The organism is Phyllobacterium sp. K27, from assembly GCF_054796155.1.
In genome coordinates this window covers 735,545-750,369 of the sequence record NZ_CM139240.1, presented here as the reverse complement: position 1 = coordinate 750,369, position 14,825 = coordinate 735,545, and the positions used below count along the sequence as shown (strand labels likewise).

Annotated in this window: 14 protein-coding genes; 5 read left to right on the top strand and 9 right to left on the bottom strand. The window is 52.2% G+C overall.

Features of this window, described 5'->3' with window-relative positions:
• Window positions 1-235: 235 nt before the first annotated feature.
• From ACYJL1_RS03630 to ACYJL1_RS03615, 4 genes are all read right to left on the bottom strand, one after another.
• A complete protein-coding gene (locus ACYJL1_RS03630) occupies window positions 236-655 on the bottom strand; it encodes an RNA-binding S4 domain-containing protein (RefSeq protein ID WP_460897077.1) in 420 nt (139 codons plus the stop codon).
• A 1-nt stretch (window position 656) separates the two neighbouring features.
• Entirely contained in the window at window positions 657-3,668 is a 3,012-nt protein-coding gene (locus ACYJL1_RS03625; protein ID WP_460897076.1) for a helicase-related protein, read from the bottom strand.
• Between the two features lie 392 nt (window positions 3,669-4,060).
• Entirely contained in the window at window positions 4,061-4,786 is a 726-nt protein-coding gene (phbB, locus tag ACYJL1_RS03620) for an acetoacetyl-CoA reductase (protein ID WP_460897075.1), read from the bottom strand.
• 116 nt (window positions 4,787-4,902) lie between these two features.
• Window positions 4,903-6,087, bottom strand: coding sequence for an acetyl-CoA C-acetyltransferase (locus ACYJL1_RS03615; protein ID WP_460897074.1), 1,185 nt, complete (start codon window positions 6,085-6,087; stop codon window positions 4,903-4,905).
• A 258-nt stretch (window positions 6,088-6,345) separates the two neighbouring features.
• On the opposite strand from ACYJL1_RS03615, the gene phaR reads away from it, so the two are divergent.
• Both phaR and ACYJL1_RS03605 read left to right on the top strand, forming a co-directional pair.
• Entirely contained in the window at window positions 6,346-6,957 is a 612-nt protein-coding gene (gene phaR / locus ACYJL1_RS03610; RefSeq protein WP_460897073.1) for a polyhydroxyalkanoate synthesis repressor PhaR, read from the top strand.
• Between the two features lie 25 nt (window positions 6,958-6,982).
• Window positions 6,983-7,264 carry a cupin domain-containing protein gene (locus tag ACYJL1_RS03605; protein ID WP_460897072.1) on the top strand — a complete coding sequence of 94 codons (282 nt, stop codon included), beginning with the start codon at window positions 6,983-6,985 and terminating at the stop codon, window positions 7,262-7,264.
• 5 nt (window positions 7,265-7,269) lie between these two features.
• On the opposite strand, the gene ACYJL1_RS03600 is transcribed toward ACYJL1_RS03605, so the two are convergent.
• The 3 genes from ACYJL1_RS03600 to mtgA form a co-directional block, all read right to left on the bottom strand.
• Window positions 7,270-7,674, bottom strand: coding sequence for a hypothetical protein (locus ACYJL1_RS03600; protein WP_460897071.1), 405 nt, complete (start codon window positions 7,672-7,674; stop codon window positions 7,270-7,272).
• 85 nt (window positions 7,675-7,759) lie between these two features.
• Window positions 7,760-7,942 carry a 50S ribosomal protein L32 gene (gene rpmF, locus ACYJL1_RS03595; protein ID WP_008121851.1) on the bottom strand — a complete coding sequence of 61 codons (183 nt, stop codon included), beginning with the start codon at window positions 7,940-7,942 and terminating at the stop codon, window positions 7,760-7,762.
• 177 nt (window positions 7,943-8,119) lie between these two features.
• Window positions 8,120-8,782: a monofunctional biosynthetic peptidoglycan transglycosylase gene (mtgA, locus tag ACYJL1_RS03590; RefSeq protein ID WP_460897920.1), complete on the bottom strand. Its 663-nt coding sequence runs from the start codon at window positions 8,780-8,782 to the stop codon at window positions 8,120-8,122.
• A 492-nt stretch (window positions 8,783-9,274) separates the two neighbouring features.
• On the opposite strand from mtgA, the gene ACYJL1_RS03585 reads away from it, so the two are divergent.
• Window positions 9,275-10,192 (top strand): polyprenyl synthetase family protein, encoded by a 918-nt coding sequence (locus tag ACYJL1_RS03585; RefSeq protein ID WP_460897070.1) that lies wholly within the window; start codon window positions 9,275-9,277, stop codon window positions 10,190-10,192.
• A gap of 2 nt (window positions 10,193-10,194) precedes the next feature.
• Here ACYJL1_RS03585 and ispG read toward each other — a convergent pair whose 3' ends face one another.
• On the bottom strand, window positions 10,195-11,445 hold the full coding sequence (gene ispG / locus ACYJL1_RS03580) for a flavodoxin-dependent (E)-4-hydroxy-3-methylbut-2-enyl-diphosphate synthase (protein WP_460897919.1): 1,251 nt from the start codon (window positions 11,443-11,445) through the stop codon (window positions 10,195-10,197).
• A 198-nt stretch (window positions 11,446-11,643) separates the two neighbouring features.
• On the opposite strand from ispG, the gene ACYJL1_RS03575 reads away from it, so the two are divergent.
• Both ACYJL1_RS03575 and ACYJL1_RS03570 read left to right on the top strand, forming a co-directional pair.
• Window positions 11,644-12,423: a 3-hydroxybutyrate dehydrogenase gene (locus tag ACYJL1_RS03575; RefSeq protein ID WP_460897069.1), complete on the top strand. Its 780-nt coding sequence runs from the start codon at window positions 11,644-11,646 to the stop codon at window positions 12,421-12,423.
• On the top strand, window positions 12,423-13,523 hold the full coding sequence (locus tag ACYJL1_RS03570; protein WP_460897068.1) for a patatin-like phospholipase family protein: 1,101 nt from the start codon (window positions 12,423-12,425) through the stop codon (window positions 13,521-13,523). Before ACYJL1_RS03575 ends, ACYJL1_RS03570 begins: the two co-directional genes overlap by 1 nt.
• An 18-nt stretch (window positions 13,524-13,541) precedes the next feature.
• Here the strand turns inward: ACYJL1_RS03570 and ACYJL1_RS03565 are convergent, their stop codons facing one another.
• Complete coding sequence (locus ACYJL1_RS03565) at window positions 13,542-14,708, bottom strand: MFS transporter (RefSeq protein WP_460897067.1); 1,167 nt, start codon at window positions 14,706-14,708, stop codon at window positions 13,542-13,544.
• Between the last annotated feature and the right edge of the window lie 117 nt (window positions 14,709-14,825).

The following is a 14,825-nucleotide window of genomic DNA, read 5'->3' as shown; positions in this document are numbered from 1 at the left end:
CAGCGGGGTACAATCGTGAGGTAACGATTTGCTGCCAAGCTGACAAGAGGTAAGACCAAGACTGCGGCACCAGAACGCGGGTGTCGGTGTACCGGCAAGCTATCGATGGCATTGTTCGCATCTTCACTCTACGCGAACAAGCAATTCATTCCCTGTTAATGCCGTATTACCGGCATACTGTGCTTTAAAACAGACAAACCCAAGCAAATTTATTCCAGTTTCTCATTAACTGGTACTACTGGCTGGAATTATCGTTCTCGCCCTGCATCAGACGATCAACTTGTCTGCGTTCTTTTTTTGTAGGTCGGCCACTTCCGGCATCGCGCTTCGGCAAAGCATTCAAGTGGCTAATTTCTTTCGGCAGAGGCGGTGGAGATATGTCCTTATAGAGTTTCCTCGCCTCTTCTGCTGGCCCGCGCCTTTCCCCACCCGAGACAACTTCATAAACCAGAATACGGCGATCCAAGGAAATTGTCAGCACATCGCTGATTTTCACACTCTGCGATGGCTGATCAATTTTCACCTTATTGAGGCGAACATTTCCACTGGATACCAGCTTGGCCGCAAGGGAGCGGGATTTTACCACCCGCGCAAAAAACAGCCATTTATCGATGCGCTGCCCTTTTTTCCCTTCGTCTCCGGCCTCTGCCATCATCTTATTTTTTCATCTGTTCCTTCAAGGCGAGTAGCTTCGCGAAAGGCGAATCCATATCGATTTTGACTGGACGCTCTTCGCGCTCAGGACGCTTGGGCGGAGCCTTATGTTGTCCCTGTGGTTTTCCGCCATGTTTTGCGCCGTCATGTTTAAAGCGCTCATTGCCGCCCGGCTTGCCTTTGCCGCGGAAATGCTCCTTGCGTTCACCACGGTCGTTCTGCGGACCCGAAGGACGATTGGGTTGGGCAGTTCTCTGCTCAGCTTGGCCATTGCGGGCTTGTCCACTGCGCTGATGATCACGTTTATCGTGATTTCCACGATTATTGCGATTATCGAACCGGGCTTGACGCCACAAGAGAATTGGCTTGGGCGCTTCTTCCGGCGCTACTGGCGCAGCTTCGACAATAGCCTTGGGTGGCTTGACAACAGCTTCCACGACAGGTGCATTTGCGAACCCTGGACCTACTGGTTCTGCAGCAGGAACCGCAGTATCTTGCTTTGGTGTAGCGCTGGCAGCAGCTTCGAGTTCTGCCAATTTGGCAGCAACAATCGCAGGCTCAACTGCCTCCTGACGATAACCAAGGTTCTTGAGGATTTCCTCCATGTCATCGGCAGTTGCACCCAGGATGGACATCATGGCTGGAATCACCAGAAAGCGCGATCCGTCATAGGCGCCTTCGGGACGAGTACCTGTGCCGGGCTTCCAGGCCAACGCAGGACGAATGAGGTCCGCCAGACGCTCAAGAATATCGATCCGGACAGCTCTGCGACCGAGCAACCTGTATCCTGCCAGACGGTAGAAGGCCGGATCAAAGCTTGCATCAGTCACGACAGACGTTCTGCCTGCAGACAAGACCTGAACGACATCGCCATACCCCGGGCGATCCTTGGCATCTTCTTTAAGCGCCCAAAGGAGGGTCAGGAGACCAGCGGGAGCCGGTTTGAGCAAAGCCGGCAAGAATACATGATAGGCACCGAAGCGCACGCCGAGCCGGCGCAAGGCGGCACGCGAGTCCTGATCCAGACCACGAACTTCTTCAGCAACATCGCGGCGCTGTAAAACACCAAAGTTTTCGACCAGACGGAAGGCAAGGCCTTTCGTAATTCCAACCAATGCATCTGCATTGGCAAGATCGACAAGCGGCTTCAATACCGTATCTATGTGATGACTGAGAAAGCGGTCCACACGTGCGGCAACTTTGTCGCGGGCCGGGCCGGTAAGCTGCTCGTCTGCCAGCAATACGGCACGTGGCTTGAGAGCCTGCTCGCCGGCGACGACAGAAGCAATGGTCGCACCAATCCAGCGCAACGTCCCGTCTGACGCTAAGGCAAAGTCGCCATTGGCGGATGCTGAAAATCGCTCAGCGCGATTCTCAAACTCTGCCGCCAGAGCTTTCTGCGCTGCAGCCTTGATGGCTTTGGCGTCTGTTCCCTCATCTTGGGCATCCGCAGTAAAACGGAACCCGTCTAATCGTCCAACATGGTGCCCTTCGACAACAACGTCCCCGGCAGGGCTAATTTCGGCTTCTAGCATTGTATTCTCTCTCAGGCGCCTCATAAGCACGCTTGTCCTGCGGTCTACGAAGCGTTTCGTCAACCGTTCATGTAGCGCATCGGATAATCTGTCTTCAATTTCACGCGTCTTTTCTTGCCAATGTGCCTGATCTGCCAGCCAACCGGGCCGATGTGACACAAATGTCCACGTTCTGATCTGCGCAATACGCCGCGAAAGCGCGTCTATATCACCATCAGTGGAATCAGCGCGCCGAACCTCTTCTGCCATGTAATTTTCGTTCACATGACCTTTTTCAACCAGATCGCTATAAACGGACGCGATGATATCCGCATGCTGCGCTGGAGCAATCTTGCGATAGTCCGGCAGGGCACAGGCGTCCCATAAAAGCGCGACACGTTCCGGTGAATTAGCGAGCGGGGCAATATCTGGATCACGTGACAAAAACTCCAAAGCTTGTTGGTCAACCGCTGGCAACGCTCTTGTCAGCCCATCAATTGGGGCTGGAGTGTCTATAGAACGCTTCAGGGCATCAAGACTGGAATAGTCAAAGCGGGCACTTCGCCACTGCAAAATTTTCACTGCATCAAAAGCGTGGGATTCAACGCGCTGAATAAGCGCTTCCGAAAAACCCGATACATGGCCGGTGGTGCCAAATGTGCCGTCGCGTAAATGCCGACCCGCCCGACCGGCAATCTGGCCAATTTCCGCAGGTGAAAGGTCACGAAATTGATACCCGTCGAATTTGCGATCCTGGGCAAAAGCAACATGGTCAACATCGAGATTAAGGCCCATGCCAATCGCATCGGTGGCGACCAGATAATCCACATCACCCGACTGATAGAGTTCGACTTGCTTGTTTCGGGTTCGCGGGCTTAGCGTCCCCATGACCACGGCCGCGCCGCCATTTTGCCGTCGGATCAATTCCGCGATCGAATAAACTTCTTCTGCCGCAAAAGCCACGATGGCTGTGCGCGGCGGAAGACGAGTAATCTTCTTTGAACCGGCATAGGCGAGGTTTGACAATCTTGGCCGCGTAACAACAGATATGCCCGGCAAAAGCTTCTCAAGGATACCGCGCATTGTTGCAGCTCCCAGAAGGATCGTTTCCTGACGTCCGCGAAGGTGGAGGATACGATCCGTGAAAATGTGGCCACGTTCCAGATCGTTGGCGAGCTGCACTTCATCAATTGCAACGAAATCCACATCCGTCTGGCGCGGCATGGCTTCCACTGTGCAAACTGAATAGCGCGCACCAACCGGATTGATTTTTTCTTCGCCAGTAATAAGCGCTACATTGGCAATGCCTGCTCGCTCTACGACACGATTATAGACCTCCCGCGCCAAAAGCCGCAACGGCAGGCCAATCATGCCGGATCGGTGCGCGAGCAGGCGCTCAATAGCAAGATGAGTCTTGCCAGTGTTTGTAGGCCCCAAAACTGCCGTAACATCGCGGCCAGTCAGTGTGAGAGGCAGTTCGGTCTTGGGCATAAGGTTCATCAACTAAAATCCAGTACCGCCCAAATGAGCAAACCAAAGTTTGGCATTCATCCAAACAGCATTCTCAGCATCTACAGAAGGTATGTGGCTCGATCCAGATAAACAATCATTAATCGATTCACGGAATGTACCGTTAAGAAATAGAACGCGAGCAGAACGAATCAGCTACGAATCAGCTATGGCATCATATTCCTGATTTGTTCACGGCGATATGTAGACTTTTTCGCAATAACACCACCACATGCTGAATCGCTTGTCTCGTTAAAAGTCCATATTCTGTGCAAAATTAACTTTTGCGCGTTGATGGGGAGTCATCCATTTTTGTCGAAAGTCAAGCGCCAAACTCATAATGGCTTCCCAAATGGGGATGACGCTTGTTGTAAAAACCGATTCTAACTCAAATATTGCCCGCCATTGGCTGACAGAGTCGAACCGGTTATGAAGCCGGATTCGTCAGAGGCAAGGAAAACGACGCAACGGGCTACCTCTTCTGGCTCACCAAGACGGCCAACCGGAATTTGCGGAATGATCCGCTCGTTCAAAACCTTTTCGTCAATTGCCCGCACCATCTCCGTTCCAATGTAGCCGGGGCAGATTGCATTGACTGTTATGCCTGCACGGGCGCCTTCCTGTGCCAGTGCCTTTGTGAACCCGATATCGCCCGCTTTGGCAGCCGAGTAGTTGACCTGCCCTGCCTGCCCCTTTTGTCCGTTGATCGACGATATGTTGATGATGCGTCCAAATTTGCGATCTCTCATCCCCGTCCAGAGCGGATGGGTCATATTAAACAGACCATTGAGATTGGTATTGATTACTTCTGTCCACTGCCCCGGCGTGAGCTTGTGAAACATAGCGTCGCGCGTGATCCCTGCATTGTTGACGAGGACGGAAATCGGCCCGAGATCGGCCTCTACCCTGGCGATACCGGCGGTGCATTCCTCGTAACTCGACACATCCCATTTATAGGTTGCTATTCCGGTTTCATCACTGAACTTCTTTGCCGCTTCGTCATTGCCTGCATAACTTGCGGCAACTTTGTATCCCGCAGTTTTCAGAGCAATACTGATTGCAGCACCAATTCCGCGCGTGCCACCAGTCACGATTGCTGTTTTTGTCATGTTTCCCCTCCCTGAAATAATCTCTCATAAACACAGTCAATAAATCACACGTGCAAAGTGCGCGTCGCACCTGCAAAAAACCGGCTCTGCCAAACGCAAAGCCGGTAAGATTTAGCTTAATCCTTGATGCGCTCCACGCAGAGCGCTACGCCCATACCGCCACCGATACACAAAGTGGCCAGACCTTTCGTCCCGTTGCGACGCTTCAATTCGAAAAGCAATGTGTTCAGAACGCGGGCACCCGAGGCACCGATCGGATGACCGATCGCGATCGCTCCACCATTGACATTAACGATGTCAGGATCGAAGCCGAGATCTTTATTGACCGCACAGGCCTGCGCCGCAAAAGCTTCATTTGCTTCTACCAGATCAAGATCCTCTGCCTTCCAGCCAGCCTTTTCCAGCGCTTTGCGAGAGGCTGGAATGGGGCCGGTTCCCATAATGGCCGGATCAACACCCGCTGTCGCCCAGGAAACAATGCGCGCCAGTGGCTTGATGCCACGACGTTTTGCCTCTTCCTCGCTCATAAGCACGACGGCTGCTGCACCATCATTCAGCCCCGAGGCGTTACCTGCGGTGACCGTTCCCTCCTTATCAAAGGCAGGCCGCAACTTCGCGAGCGAGTCCAGTGTTGCACCGTGACGAATATACTCGTCATCAGCAACGACGACATCGCCCTTACGAGTCTTGATGGTGAACGGCACGATCTCGTCCTTGAACCGGCCAGCCTTTTGCGCTGCCTCTGCCTTGTTTTGGGAGGCCAAAGCAAAATTGTCCTGCTCTTCGCGTGTCAACTGCCATTTCCTGGCGATGTTTTCAGCTGTAATACCCATGTGATAGCCATGAAAAGCGTCCGTCAGCCCGTCTTTGATCATAGTGTCGATCATTTTGAAGTCGCCCATTTTGACACCACCGCGCAAATGAGCGCAATGAGGTGCCATCGACATGGATTCCTGTCCGCCAGCGACAATAATATTGGCATCGCCGGTGGCAATTTGCTGCATACCCAAAGCGACTGCGCGCAAGCCGGAACCACAAAGCTGGTTTAATCCCCAAGCTGTGGCTTCCTGCGGGATGCCAGCTTCCATCGCCGCCTGACGAGCCGGGTTTTGCCCCTCGCCCGCACCAAGAACCTGACCCATGATCACTTCATCAACATCTGCGCCCTCAATACCAGCGCGGCTGAGCACCTCCTTGATAACCGCAGCGCCCAGCTCATGAGCAGGCACATTGGCAAACGCTCCATTGAAAGAGCCCACAGGGGTACGCGCTGCGCTGGCGATAACGATTGATTGGGTCATAAACGTTTCCTCATTTTGTAATGCTCAATTCAAAAATACTGCTGATAGACAGAATTCCCTCCCTTCGGACATTTGACAAGGCCCCAATCCAGCTTGAGTTCGATTTATCCTTCCCGCAGTGCAGCATAACTTTACGGGTACCCGGTTGTATGCAGTGCACAAATCACTTTGAAATGAGGCGCTTTGCCCCTATCCTTTATTCCTACCGTCAAGCTGGCGCGTGAGTTCGGCAATGAGATATGCTTGGGGAGTTAAGTAATGGCAGCGAAGACCGGCGAAATCATCATCAAGAAATACGCTAATCGACGACTCTACAACACCGGCACAAGCACCTATGTGACTCTGGAAGACCTGGCTGGCATGGTTAAGCGTAATGAAGATTTCACGGTACAAGACGCCAAGACCGGCGAAGACATAACGCATTCAGTTCTGACGCAGATCATTTTCGAGCTGGAGAACAAGGATGGGCAGAACATGCTTCCCATACCTTTTCTTCGCCAACTGATCGCATATTACGGCGACCAGATGCAGGTCGTACTCCCAACATTCCTTGAACAGTCCATGTCTGCTTTTGCCAAAGAACAGGAACGCATGCGGGAACAGTTAACAACCGCCTTTGGCAAGTCGCCAATCGACATGATGAATGTCAGCACGCCGATCAAGCTGGTCGAAGAACAGGTTCGCCGGAACACAGAGATGCTTCAGCATGCGATGAAGATGTTTACTCCGTTCCCACTCAACAAGACGACGAGCGATGCTGAACCTGACGAGGGTTCTGCAACTGAGAAGCCGGCTGATACATCCGGGTTGAACGAGTTAAAAGAACAGATTGCAGCAATGCAGCGCAAACTGGATTCTCTCGACAAATAGTTGCAGGGAACGTTCGGGGGGAAGAATGGTCGGATCAGCTAAAGCAACCGTTTTCATCGACAATGACAAAGTGATTGTGACCGAATATCGGTTTGGCGTTGGAGATAATACCGGCTGGCATCGCCATGGCCATGATTACGTGGTGGTGCCATTGATGGACGGAAAAGTGAGGCTCCTCACCAAAGACGGAGAATCAATAGCCGAGATGAAGAAAGGCGTTCCTTATTTTCGGTCCGAGGGCGTGGAACACGATGTCGTAAACGCCAATGAAGGCGAATACGCTTTCATTGAAATAGAGCTAAAGTAGCGCTTTTAGCGAAAATTCACGTCACGGCCCGCTGAACGAAGAGAAACGGTGAAGCCGGCAAGAATATCAAAAAACGCCATCGCCATGAGAATGAAGAACAGTGAGTGCGAAGCGCTTGGCACGAGCAAGAACTCGACAAGAAACGCAACAAACACAAATGTAGAGAGTAGATGATCGACAACTGATGCATTGCTGGTGCGTGTTGACTTCATGATCTCGAAGAAGAGAAGGGCGAGCGACAGAACGATCATCAGGTCGCCGAGTGTCATGACCCACGTACCACCGGACAGCATCTGCATGGAGTAGAGTTGCGTAGCCCAGGGATCAGCACCACCTATTCCAGCCAATCCGGCAATGACCAGATTGAAGACAATGAGCGGCACAATCATCAACGGTATATTTGAAATCACGAAGCAATCTCCCACAAAAGCCGCTGGCCAAAAATAAAAAGACCGGCACATGGCCGGTCCTTTTAGCATGCTTTCGAAGGAAAGATCAGCCTTCTTTAGGCGTCAAAACCTGACGGCCACGATACATGCCGGTCTTCAGATCGACATGGTGTGGGCGGCGCAGTTCGCCTGAATTCTTGTCTTCGACATAAGTCGGTGCCTTCAACGCGTCAGCGGAACGGCGCATGCCGCGCTTCGACGGAGAAGTTTTTCGTTTAGGTACAGCCATTGTTCCAGCTCCAGTAATCAGTCAAAATCCGGCACTGGCCCAACTGAGCCTGTCACAATGGACAAAAATCCGGAAAGTTCGGCTGGGCTATACACCGCCTAAGAGCTTTTGACCAGCATGAGTCTTACATTTTTTGTCACGAAGCTATTAAACGAGACAATTGTGCTCCATTGGCGCCTAACCAATGCACCCGACATAAGCTCCTGCAGCACGCGCGCGGCGCTCATTGACCCTTGCCAGCATTTTCAAGCCACGGCCAGGTTTTGCCGGGTTTCGCATGATGGGGTTGGGAAGAGTGACTGCAAGATAGGCGGACTGGCGTGCAGATAATTTCGCGGCGCTGGTATTGAAATGGTGCTGCGCTGCAGCCTCAATACCGTAAATTCCAGGGCCCCATTCTGCAATATTCAGGTAGACCTCCATCAAACGCCGTTTAGGCAATATCATATCTGTCATAACAGCCAGCGGCACTTCGAGCCCTTTGCGGATAAACGAGCGGCTATTCCACAAGAACAGGTTTTTTGCTGTTTGCATTGGAATCGTCGAAGCACCTCGCGTTTGCTCTCCATCAATCGCATCGGAAACGACGGAATTCAATGCCTCCCAATCAATACCGGAATGCGAGCAGAACTTGGCATCCTCGGACATCATTACTGAATTGACGAGCGATGGCGATATATCATCCATGGAAACCCACTGACGATCATAACCGGAGAGCGTCACGAGGTCCTTGGCCATCAAAGTGGAAATCGGATGGACAAAGGGCAACCTGTAAAGACACAGCAGAATTAAAGGCAGCATTACCAGTATAATGCCCGTCAGAACCAAATAGCGCACGATGCGCCCTAAAGGCGAACGTCCGGGATCGACAAGATACCCCCTGCCCCGCTTGTTTCTGACCAAAACCCTTGCCACGTAGACCTTCCGCTTTAATTGCCATCCCGGACATAGAGCATCGAGAAGAAGAAGGGAATTCTTTCTGCAAAATTCTAGGGTCAGGACCCACTAATATGATCGAAATGGCGCCTGAAACGGCAAGAAGATGCGAGGAGAAGCGCGAAGGGCGGGGCCTTTCCCCGGCCAAGCGGTTCGACACTGCAGCTTGCAGCCGTTTCGGCGTCCGCAGGATATGGTCTTTTCGCCCGCCTACTTTGTCGCAAAGTCTTGAAAATGAACCACATTGCCATCGCCTTTGCTCCTAGTATCCAAACGAAAAGCCTCATACCATTTCGACCAGATTAATGGGTCCTGACCCTACGTGACATTTGCAAGTTGAGCAGAAAATTTATCTCATACTTGACCCAAAGACCTTTTATTGATCATTGGGCAAATATGCACGACGATGATTTCTCACTTTTCCAGTTAAGTTTGCAGCAAAGGGCGGCATCTGTAGAGATATTGCTGTCAGAGCTTTTATCCGACCGGCCGCGGAGTGGTGAGATCACACGCCCTCCAAGACTGCTTGCGGCAATGAGGCATGGGGTTCTTAACGGCGGGAAACGGCTTCGCCCTTTTCTGGTCATGGAAAGCGCAGCATTGTTCGATGCCGATAGTTCGGCTGCTTTACGTGTCGCAGCGGCTATTGAATGCATCCATAGTTATTCTCTCGTTCACGATGATCTGCCTGCTATGGACAATGACGATTTACGCCGGGGGCAGCCAACGGTGCATCGCAAGTTCGATGAAGCCGCCGCAATCCTTGCAGGTGACAGCCTTCTGACTTACGCCTTCGAACTGATCGCCAGCGAAGAAACTGAAGTTACCGCGCAAGCGCGCCTCTTGCTCATAACCGAGCTTGCCCGTGCTGCCGGAATTGGCGGCATGACCGGCGGCCAGGCACTCGATCTGGAGGCTGAAAAAGTGAAACCCGATGAACAGGGCATTATTCAGCTTCAAGCAATGAAGACTGGTGCTATTATCCGGTTTGCATGTGAATCAGGCGCCATCATGGGCAATGCCGATCAGCGAGAGCGCGAGCGCCTTGCTGAATATGGCTCCGCTATCGGTCTGGCTTTTCAACTTGCCGACGATCTTCTGGACGTGACTTCCGATGCTGGAAACATGGGGAAAGCGACAGGAAAGGATGCGGCCGCCGGGAAAGCAACACTGGTCTCAATTCACGGGATTGAGTGGACGAAACGCCAGCTTTCCGGTCTCGTCGAGCAGGCACAGCTTCTGCTTGAGCCTTTCGGTGAGAAAGCTGAGCTTTTGAAGGAAGCAGCACGCTTTATTGTGGAGCGTAAGAGCTGATCTTATTCCGCTGCCTGACTGCCCTGTCCAAAACGGTTTTCAATATAATCTGCAACCATTTTTTGAAATTCTTGAGCGATGCCGACCCCACGCAATGTCGCGACTTTCTTACCATCGACAAACACCGGTGCGGATGGGGTTTCACCGGTTCCGGGTAGCGATATTCCAATGTCAGCCATTTTGGATTCGCCTGGTCCGTTGACGATACAGCCCATGACGGCCACGTTCAGAGCTTCAACGCCGGGATATTTCTCACGCCAGATCGGCATATTCCTTCGGATATCATTCTGAATAGCCTGCGCTAACTCCTGAAACACCGTTGATGTTGTACGCCCGCAGCCGGGGCAAGCAGCAACGATAGGGATGAATTGCCTAAAGCCCATGGTCTGAAGCAATTCCTGTGCGACCTGGACTTCGCGCGTGCGATCTCCGCCGGGCTCCGGGGTCAGTGAAATACGTATCGTGTCGCCGATCCCCTGCTGCAAAAGAATGCCCATAGCGGCTGATGAAGCCACTATGCCCTTTGTCCCCATGCCGGCTTCAGTCAGCCCCAAATGCAATGCGTGATCGCACCGGCGTGCCAGTTCAGCATAGACAGCAATCAAGTCCTGAACCTGGCTCACCTTGGCCGAAAGAATGATCTTTGAGCGCGGCAAACCGATTTCTTCTGCCAATTGCGATGAAATTAAAGCAGATTGGACAATCGCTTCACGGACGACCGCCTCGGCTGTCAGCGGCGAACCTGCTTCACTGTTTTTATCCATCAGGACTGTAAGCAGTTCCTGATCGAGCGATCCCCAGTTAACACCAATGCGCACAGGCTTGTCATAGCGGACTGCCATTTCGATAATGGCGCCGAACTGCGCATCCTTCTTGTCTTTAAATCCCACATTCCCGGGATTGATCCGGTATTTTGCCAATGCTTCGGCACAGGCCGGATGATCAGCCAGCAATTTATGCCCGATATAATGAAAATCCCCGACAAGCGGCACGCTGAGACCAAGACGATCGAGTCTTTCTCGAATACGCGGAACAGCCGCAGCGGATTCGTCGCGGTCAACAGTAATGCGAACGATCTGCGAACCAGCACGCGATAACGCTGCAACCTGGGCGACGGTTCCATCCACATCCGCTGTATCGGTATTGGTCATGGACTGAACCACAACCGGCGCACCGCCACCAACCATAACGCCGCCCACATCGACACCAATCGATGAGCGTCGGGCAAAAGGTTGCGAAATATAGTCGGACATCATCAAGCTCCAGAGATGCTGTTCAGGTGGCGCAGACACAGCCATTTGTCAACACCAGCCACTCTAACCCACAGCCCCAACAGCTGGCAAAACCCATATGACAAAGTGTTCATCATCCAAACCTAGCAATTTTGCTGCAATGCAATATATTCCTCAGACACGTTGCAGAAATCTATTGCAGTTCAGGAAGCTTAAATCATGGCCAAAAAGACAGCTATTATTACTGGTTCAAATTCAGGTATTGGCCTTGGCGCAGCACATGCGCTTGCAGCCGCTGGTTATAATGTCGTGATAAACTCGTTTACCGACCGGCCGGAAGATCATGCGCTCGCCCAGGAACTTGCAGAAAAATACTCGACAGGCGTTGTTTATATCAAGGCAGACATGTCGAAAGGAGCCGACTGCCGTGCTCTCGTTGAAAAATCTGCTGAGAAATTCGGGACTGTCGATGTACTGGTGAATAATGCTGGCATTCAGTTTGTTGCCCCGGTCGATGAATTCCCCACCGAGAAGTGGGATGCAATCATCGCGATCAATTTGACTTCTGCCTTCCACACCACAGCCGCTGCCCTTCCGCACATGAAGAAGGTGGGTTGGGGTCGTATCATCAATATCGCTTCTGCCCACGGCTTACGGGCATCGCCTTTCAAGTCCGCCTATGTTGCAGCCAAACATGGTGTCATCGGATTTACCAACACCGTAGCGCTGGAAGTTGCTGAGAAACATATTACCAGCAATGCCATCTGCCCCGGCTATGTTCTTACACCTCTGGTTGAAGCACAGATCCCGGATCAAATGAAAGCCCATAACATGGACCGCGAAACTGTCATTCGCGACGTCATGCTTGAGAAGCAGGCAACCAAAGAGTTTGCGACGGTGGACCAGATCGGTGCTACAGTCGTCTTTCTGGCCAGTGATGCTGCCGCCCAGATTACAGGGACATCCATATCTGTCGATGGCGGCTGGACTGCTGCATAATGGCAAAGTCCAAAACCATTAATGTGGCCCTGCAGGGCGGCGGCTCTCATGGTGCTTTCAGTTGGGGCGTTCTTGACCGCATTCTTGAAGATGGCCGCCTGACTATTGAAGGTATTTCCGGCACCAGCGCAGGCGCCATGAACGCTGTAGCACTTGCAGATGGGTGGTCACAAAACGGCGCAGAAGGTGCGCGGGCCAAGCTTTACGAGTTCTGGCGTGCTGTTGGCCGCAGTGGGCGTTTCAGTCCGGTACAGCGCACACCGTGGGATGTTTTCTTTGGCAATTGGTCTGTCGAGAACGGTATTGGCTACAATATTTTCGAGAGTATCACCCGGGTGTTCTCACCTTACGAATACAATCCGCTCAATCTCAACCCGCTTCGCGATCTGGTCGAGAAAGAAATAGACTTCGAAAGGGTGAAAGCCTGTTCGGCACTCAAGCTTTTCATTTCCGCGACGAATGTTGAAAGCGGAAGATTGCGGGTTTTCTCCCAGAGCGAGCTCAATGCCGATGTCATCATGGCATCTGCATGTCTCCCCTATATTTTTCAGGCGGTGGAAATCGATGGCCAGCCCTATTGGGACGGTGGCTATGGCGGTAACCCCGCCCTGTTTCCCTTTTTCTATTCCAGCGCCAGCGAGGATGTGCTGCTTATCCAGATCAATCCTATCGAGCGCAGAGGCACGCCGAAAACCGCCCGTGAGATTACTGACCGCATCGACGAGATTACGTTCAATGCCGCGCTTTTGCGAGAATTTCGCTCAATTGCCTTCGTCAACTCGCTGATCAAAGCAGGCAGAATCGAGCATGGGGAATATCGCAACATCCGCATGCACAGGATTGATGCGGACGAAGCATTGGCAGGCCTTTCCGCATCATCAAAAATCAATGCGGAATGGGCATTTCTCGAATATCTGCGTGATCTTGGTCGGGCCGCGGCTGAAGATTGGCTGGAAGAGCATTTCGACGCAATCGGCGAACATGAAACGCTTGATCTTTCAGACGAGCTTGCACCGGAAATGAACATTGGTCTCAGTAAGAAGAAGCCGGGCAAACGTGTTACCGACTTCCTTATCCAACGCAAGAAACCAGCCGCCTAGCGCTTTCTTGCTTGGACTCTAGTTCTTGACGCGATCAGCAGTTGCCGCAAGGTTGGCCATCAGGAAAACAACGATCAACAACGCGGCCAGCACCATGTAGACAGGACCGAAACCTGTACTTCCACCGACGAATCCGATCGCCGAGGGCGCAACCAATATCCCTGAATAGCCCATCAGCGTCACCATGCTAAGCGCAATACCGGAGGATGTACCCGGCTGGTTGCCAGCGGCGGAAAATGCAATCGGCACCATATTTGCGATTCCAAGGCCCGAGAACGCAAAGGCGAGAATTGCAATCCATGGCGTCGGGGCAAGGCTTGCCACCAGCAATCCGGACGCGCCGACGAGAGCAGAAATGCGCAAGGTTTTCACGGCCCCGAAGCGGTTACGCACGTTATCTCCCAGAAAGCGCATAATCGACATCGTGCCGGAAAATGCAGCAAATGCGAACCCGGCGGTTGCAATGTCTGCCCCTCGTTCCTGCTTCAAATAAAGGGCAGCCCAGTCGAGCACTGCCCCTTCAGGCACCATTGAAAATAGCGCCATCAAACCGATCAGATAAATCAGCGGATTGGTCGGGAAGGACAGTTTCTGCTTTTCATGCACGATCGGCGCATCTTCCGTGATCATAAATCTGAATGATGCCAGTCCCAGAACAATTGCGATTGCCGTTGCGACAACTGCGTGCGTCAAATGTCCGTGTGCTTCAATAAGGATGCCGCCGAGAGCACCTCCGGCAAAACCACCCAGGCTCCAGAAGCCATGCGAAGATGACATGACGGCACGGGATAGTTGTTTTTCCACCTCAACTGCGTTGGCATTCATCGCAACATCCATACCACCAATGACCGCGCCAAACAGGAAAAGCGCCGGCGCTGCGGTGACAAGATTGGGGGCAAGGGCAACCAGAAGAAGTGAAAATGAACAAAAGAACGCGAAGCTGTTTACGACAGTACGTGATCCAAATCTGCCTATCAGATAGCCGCACCACGGCATGGCAGCGAGTGCGCCAATACCAAAAACCAGAATCATCAAACCTAGAGTGAACTCGCTAATACCCAAACGCGTCATGAACACTGGAATTTGCGGTGCCCAACTGCCCACAAGGAAGCCATTGAAGAAGAAAGCGCAGGCGACGGCCCAACGGCCATACACGGCGCGCTTGCGATAAACAGAAGCATCCATTGATTTTCACTGCCATACGAAATTGCGGGTCCAACAAGCTTTTAAATCGATTTAAAATCCTGTCAAATCACTCTTTCTGATCATTTATGAATAAAATTGACATCAGTTTTTGTGAAA

Coding starts and splice junctions, on each gene's coding strand:
- ACYJL1_RS03565 (WP_460897067.1), bottom strand. CDS start 14,708: ATGGATGCTTCTGTTTATCGCAAGCGCGCCGTGTATGGCCGTTGGGCC.
- ACYJL1_RS03575 (WP_460897069.1), top strand. CDS start 11,644: ATGGCCAAAAAGACAGCTATTATTACTGGTTCAAATTCAGGTATTGGC.
- rpmF (WP_008121851.1), bottom strand. CDS start 7,942: ATGGCTGTACCTAAACGAAAAACTTCTCCGTCGAAGCGCGGCATGCGC.
- ACYJL1_RS03625 (WP_460897076.1), bottom strand. CDS start 3,668: ATGAACCTTATGCCCAAGACCGAACTGCCTCTCACACTGACTGGCCGC.
- ACYJL1_RS03605 (WP_460897072.1), top strand. CDS start 6,983: ATGGTCGGATCAGCTAAAGCAACCGTTTTCATCGACAATGACAAAGTG.
- ACYJL1_RS03570 (WP_460897068.1), top strand. CDS start 12,423: ATGGCAAAGTCCAAAACCATTAATGTGGCCCTGCAGGGCGGCGGCTCT.
- ACYJL1_RS03615 (WP_460897074.1), bottom strand. CDS start 6,087: ATGACCCAATCAATCGTTATCGCCAGCGCAGCGCGTACCCCTGTGGGC.
- ACYJL1_RS03585 (WP_460897070.1), top strand. CDS start 9,275: ATGCACGACGATGATTTCTCACTTTTCCAGTTAAGTTTGCAGCAAAGG.
- phaR (WP_460897073.1), top strand. CDS start 6,346: ATGGCAGCGAAGACCGGCGAAATCATCATCAAGAAATACGCTAATCGA.
- ACYJL1_RS03630 (WP_460897077.1), bottom strand. CDS start 655: ATGATGGCAGAGGCCGGAGACGAAGGGAAAAAAGGGCAGCGCATCGAT.
- phbB (WP_460897075.1), bottom strand. CDS start 4,786: ATGACAAAAACAGCAATCGTGACTGGTGGCACGCGCGGAATTGGTGCT.
- ispG (WP_460897919.1), bottom strand. CDS start 11,445: ATGTCCGACTATATTTCGCAACCTTTTGCCCGACGCTCATCGATTGGT.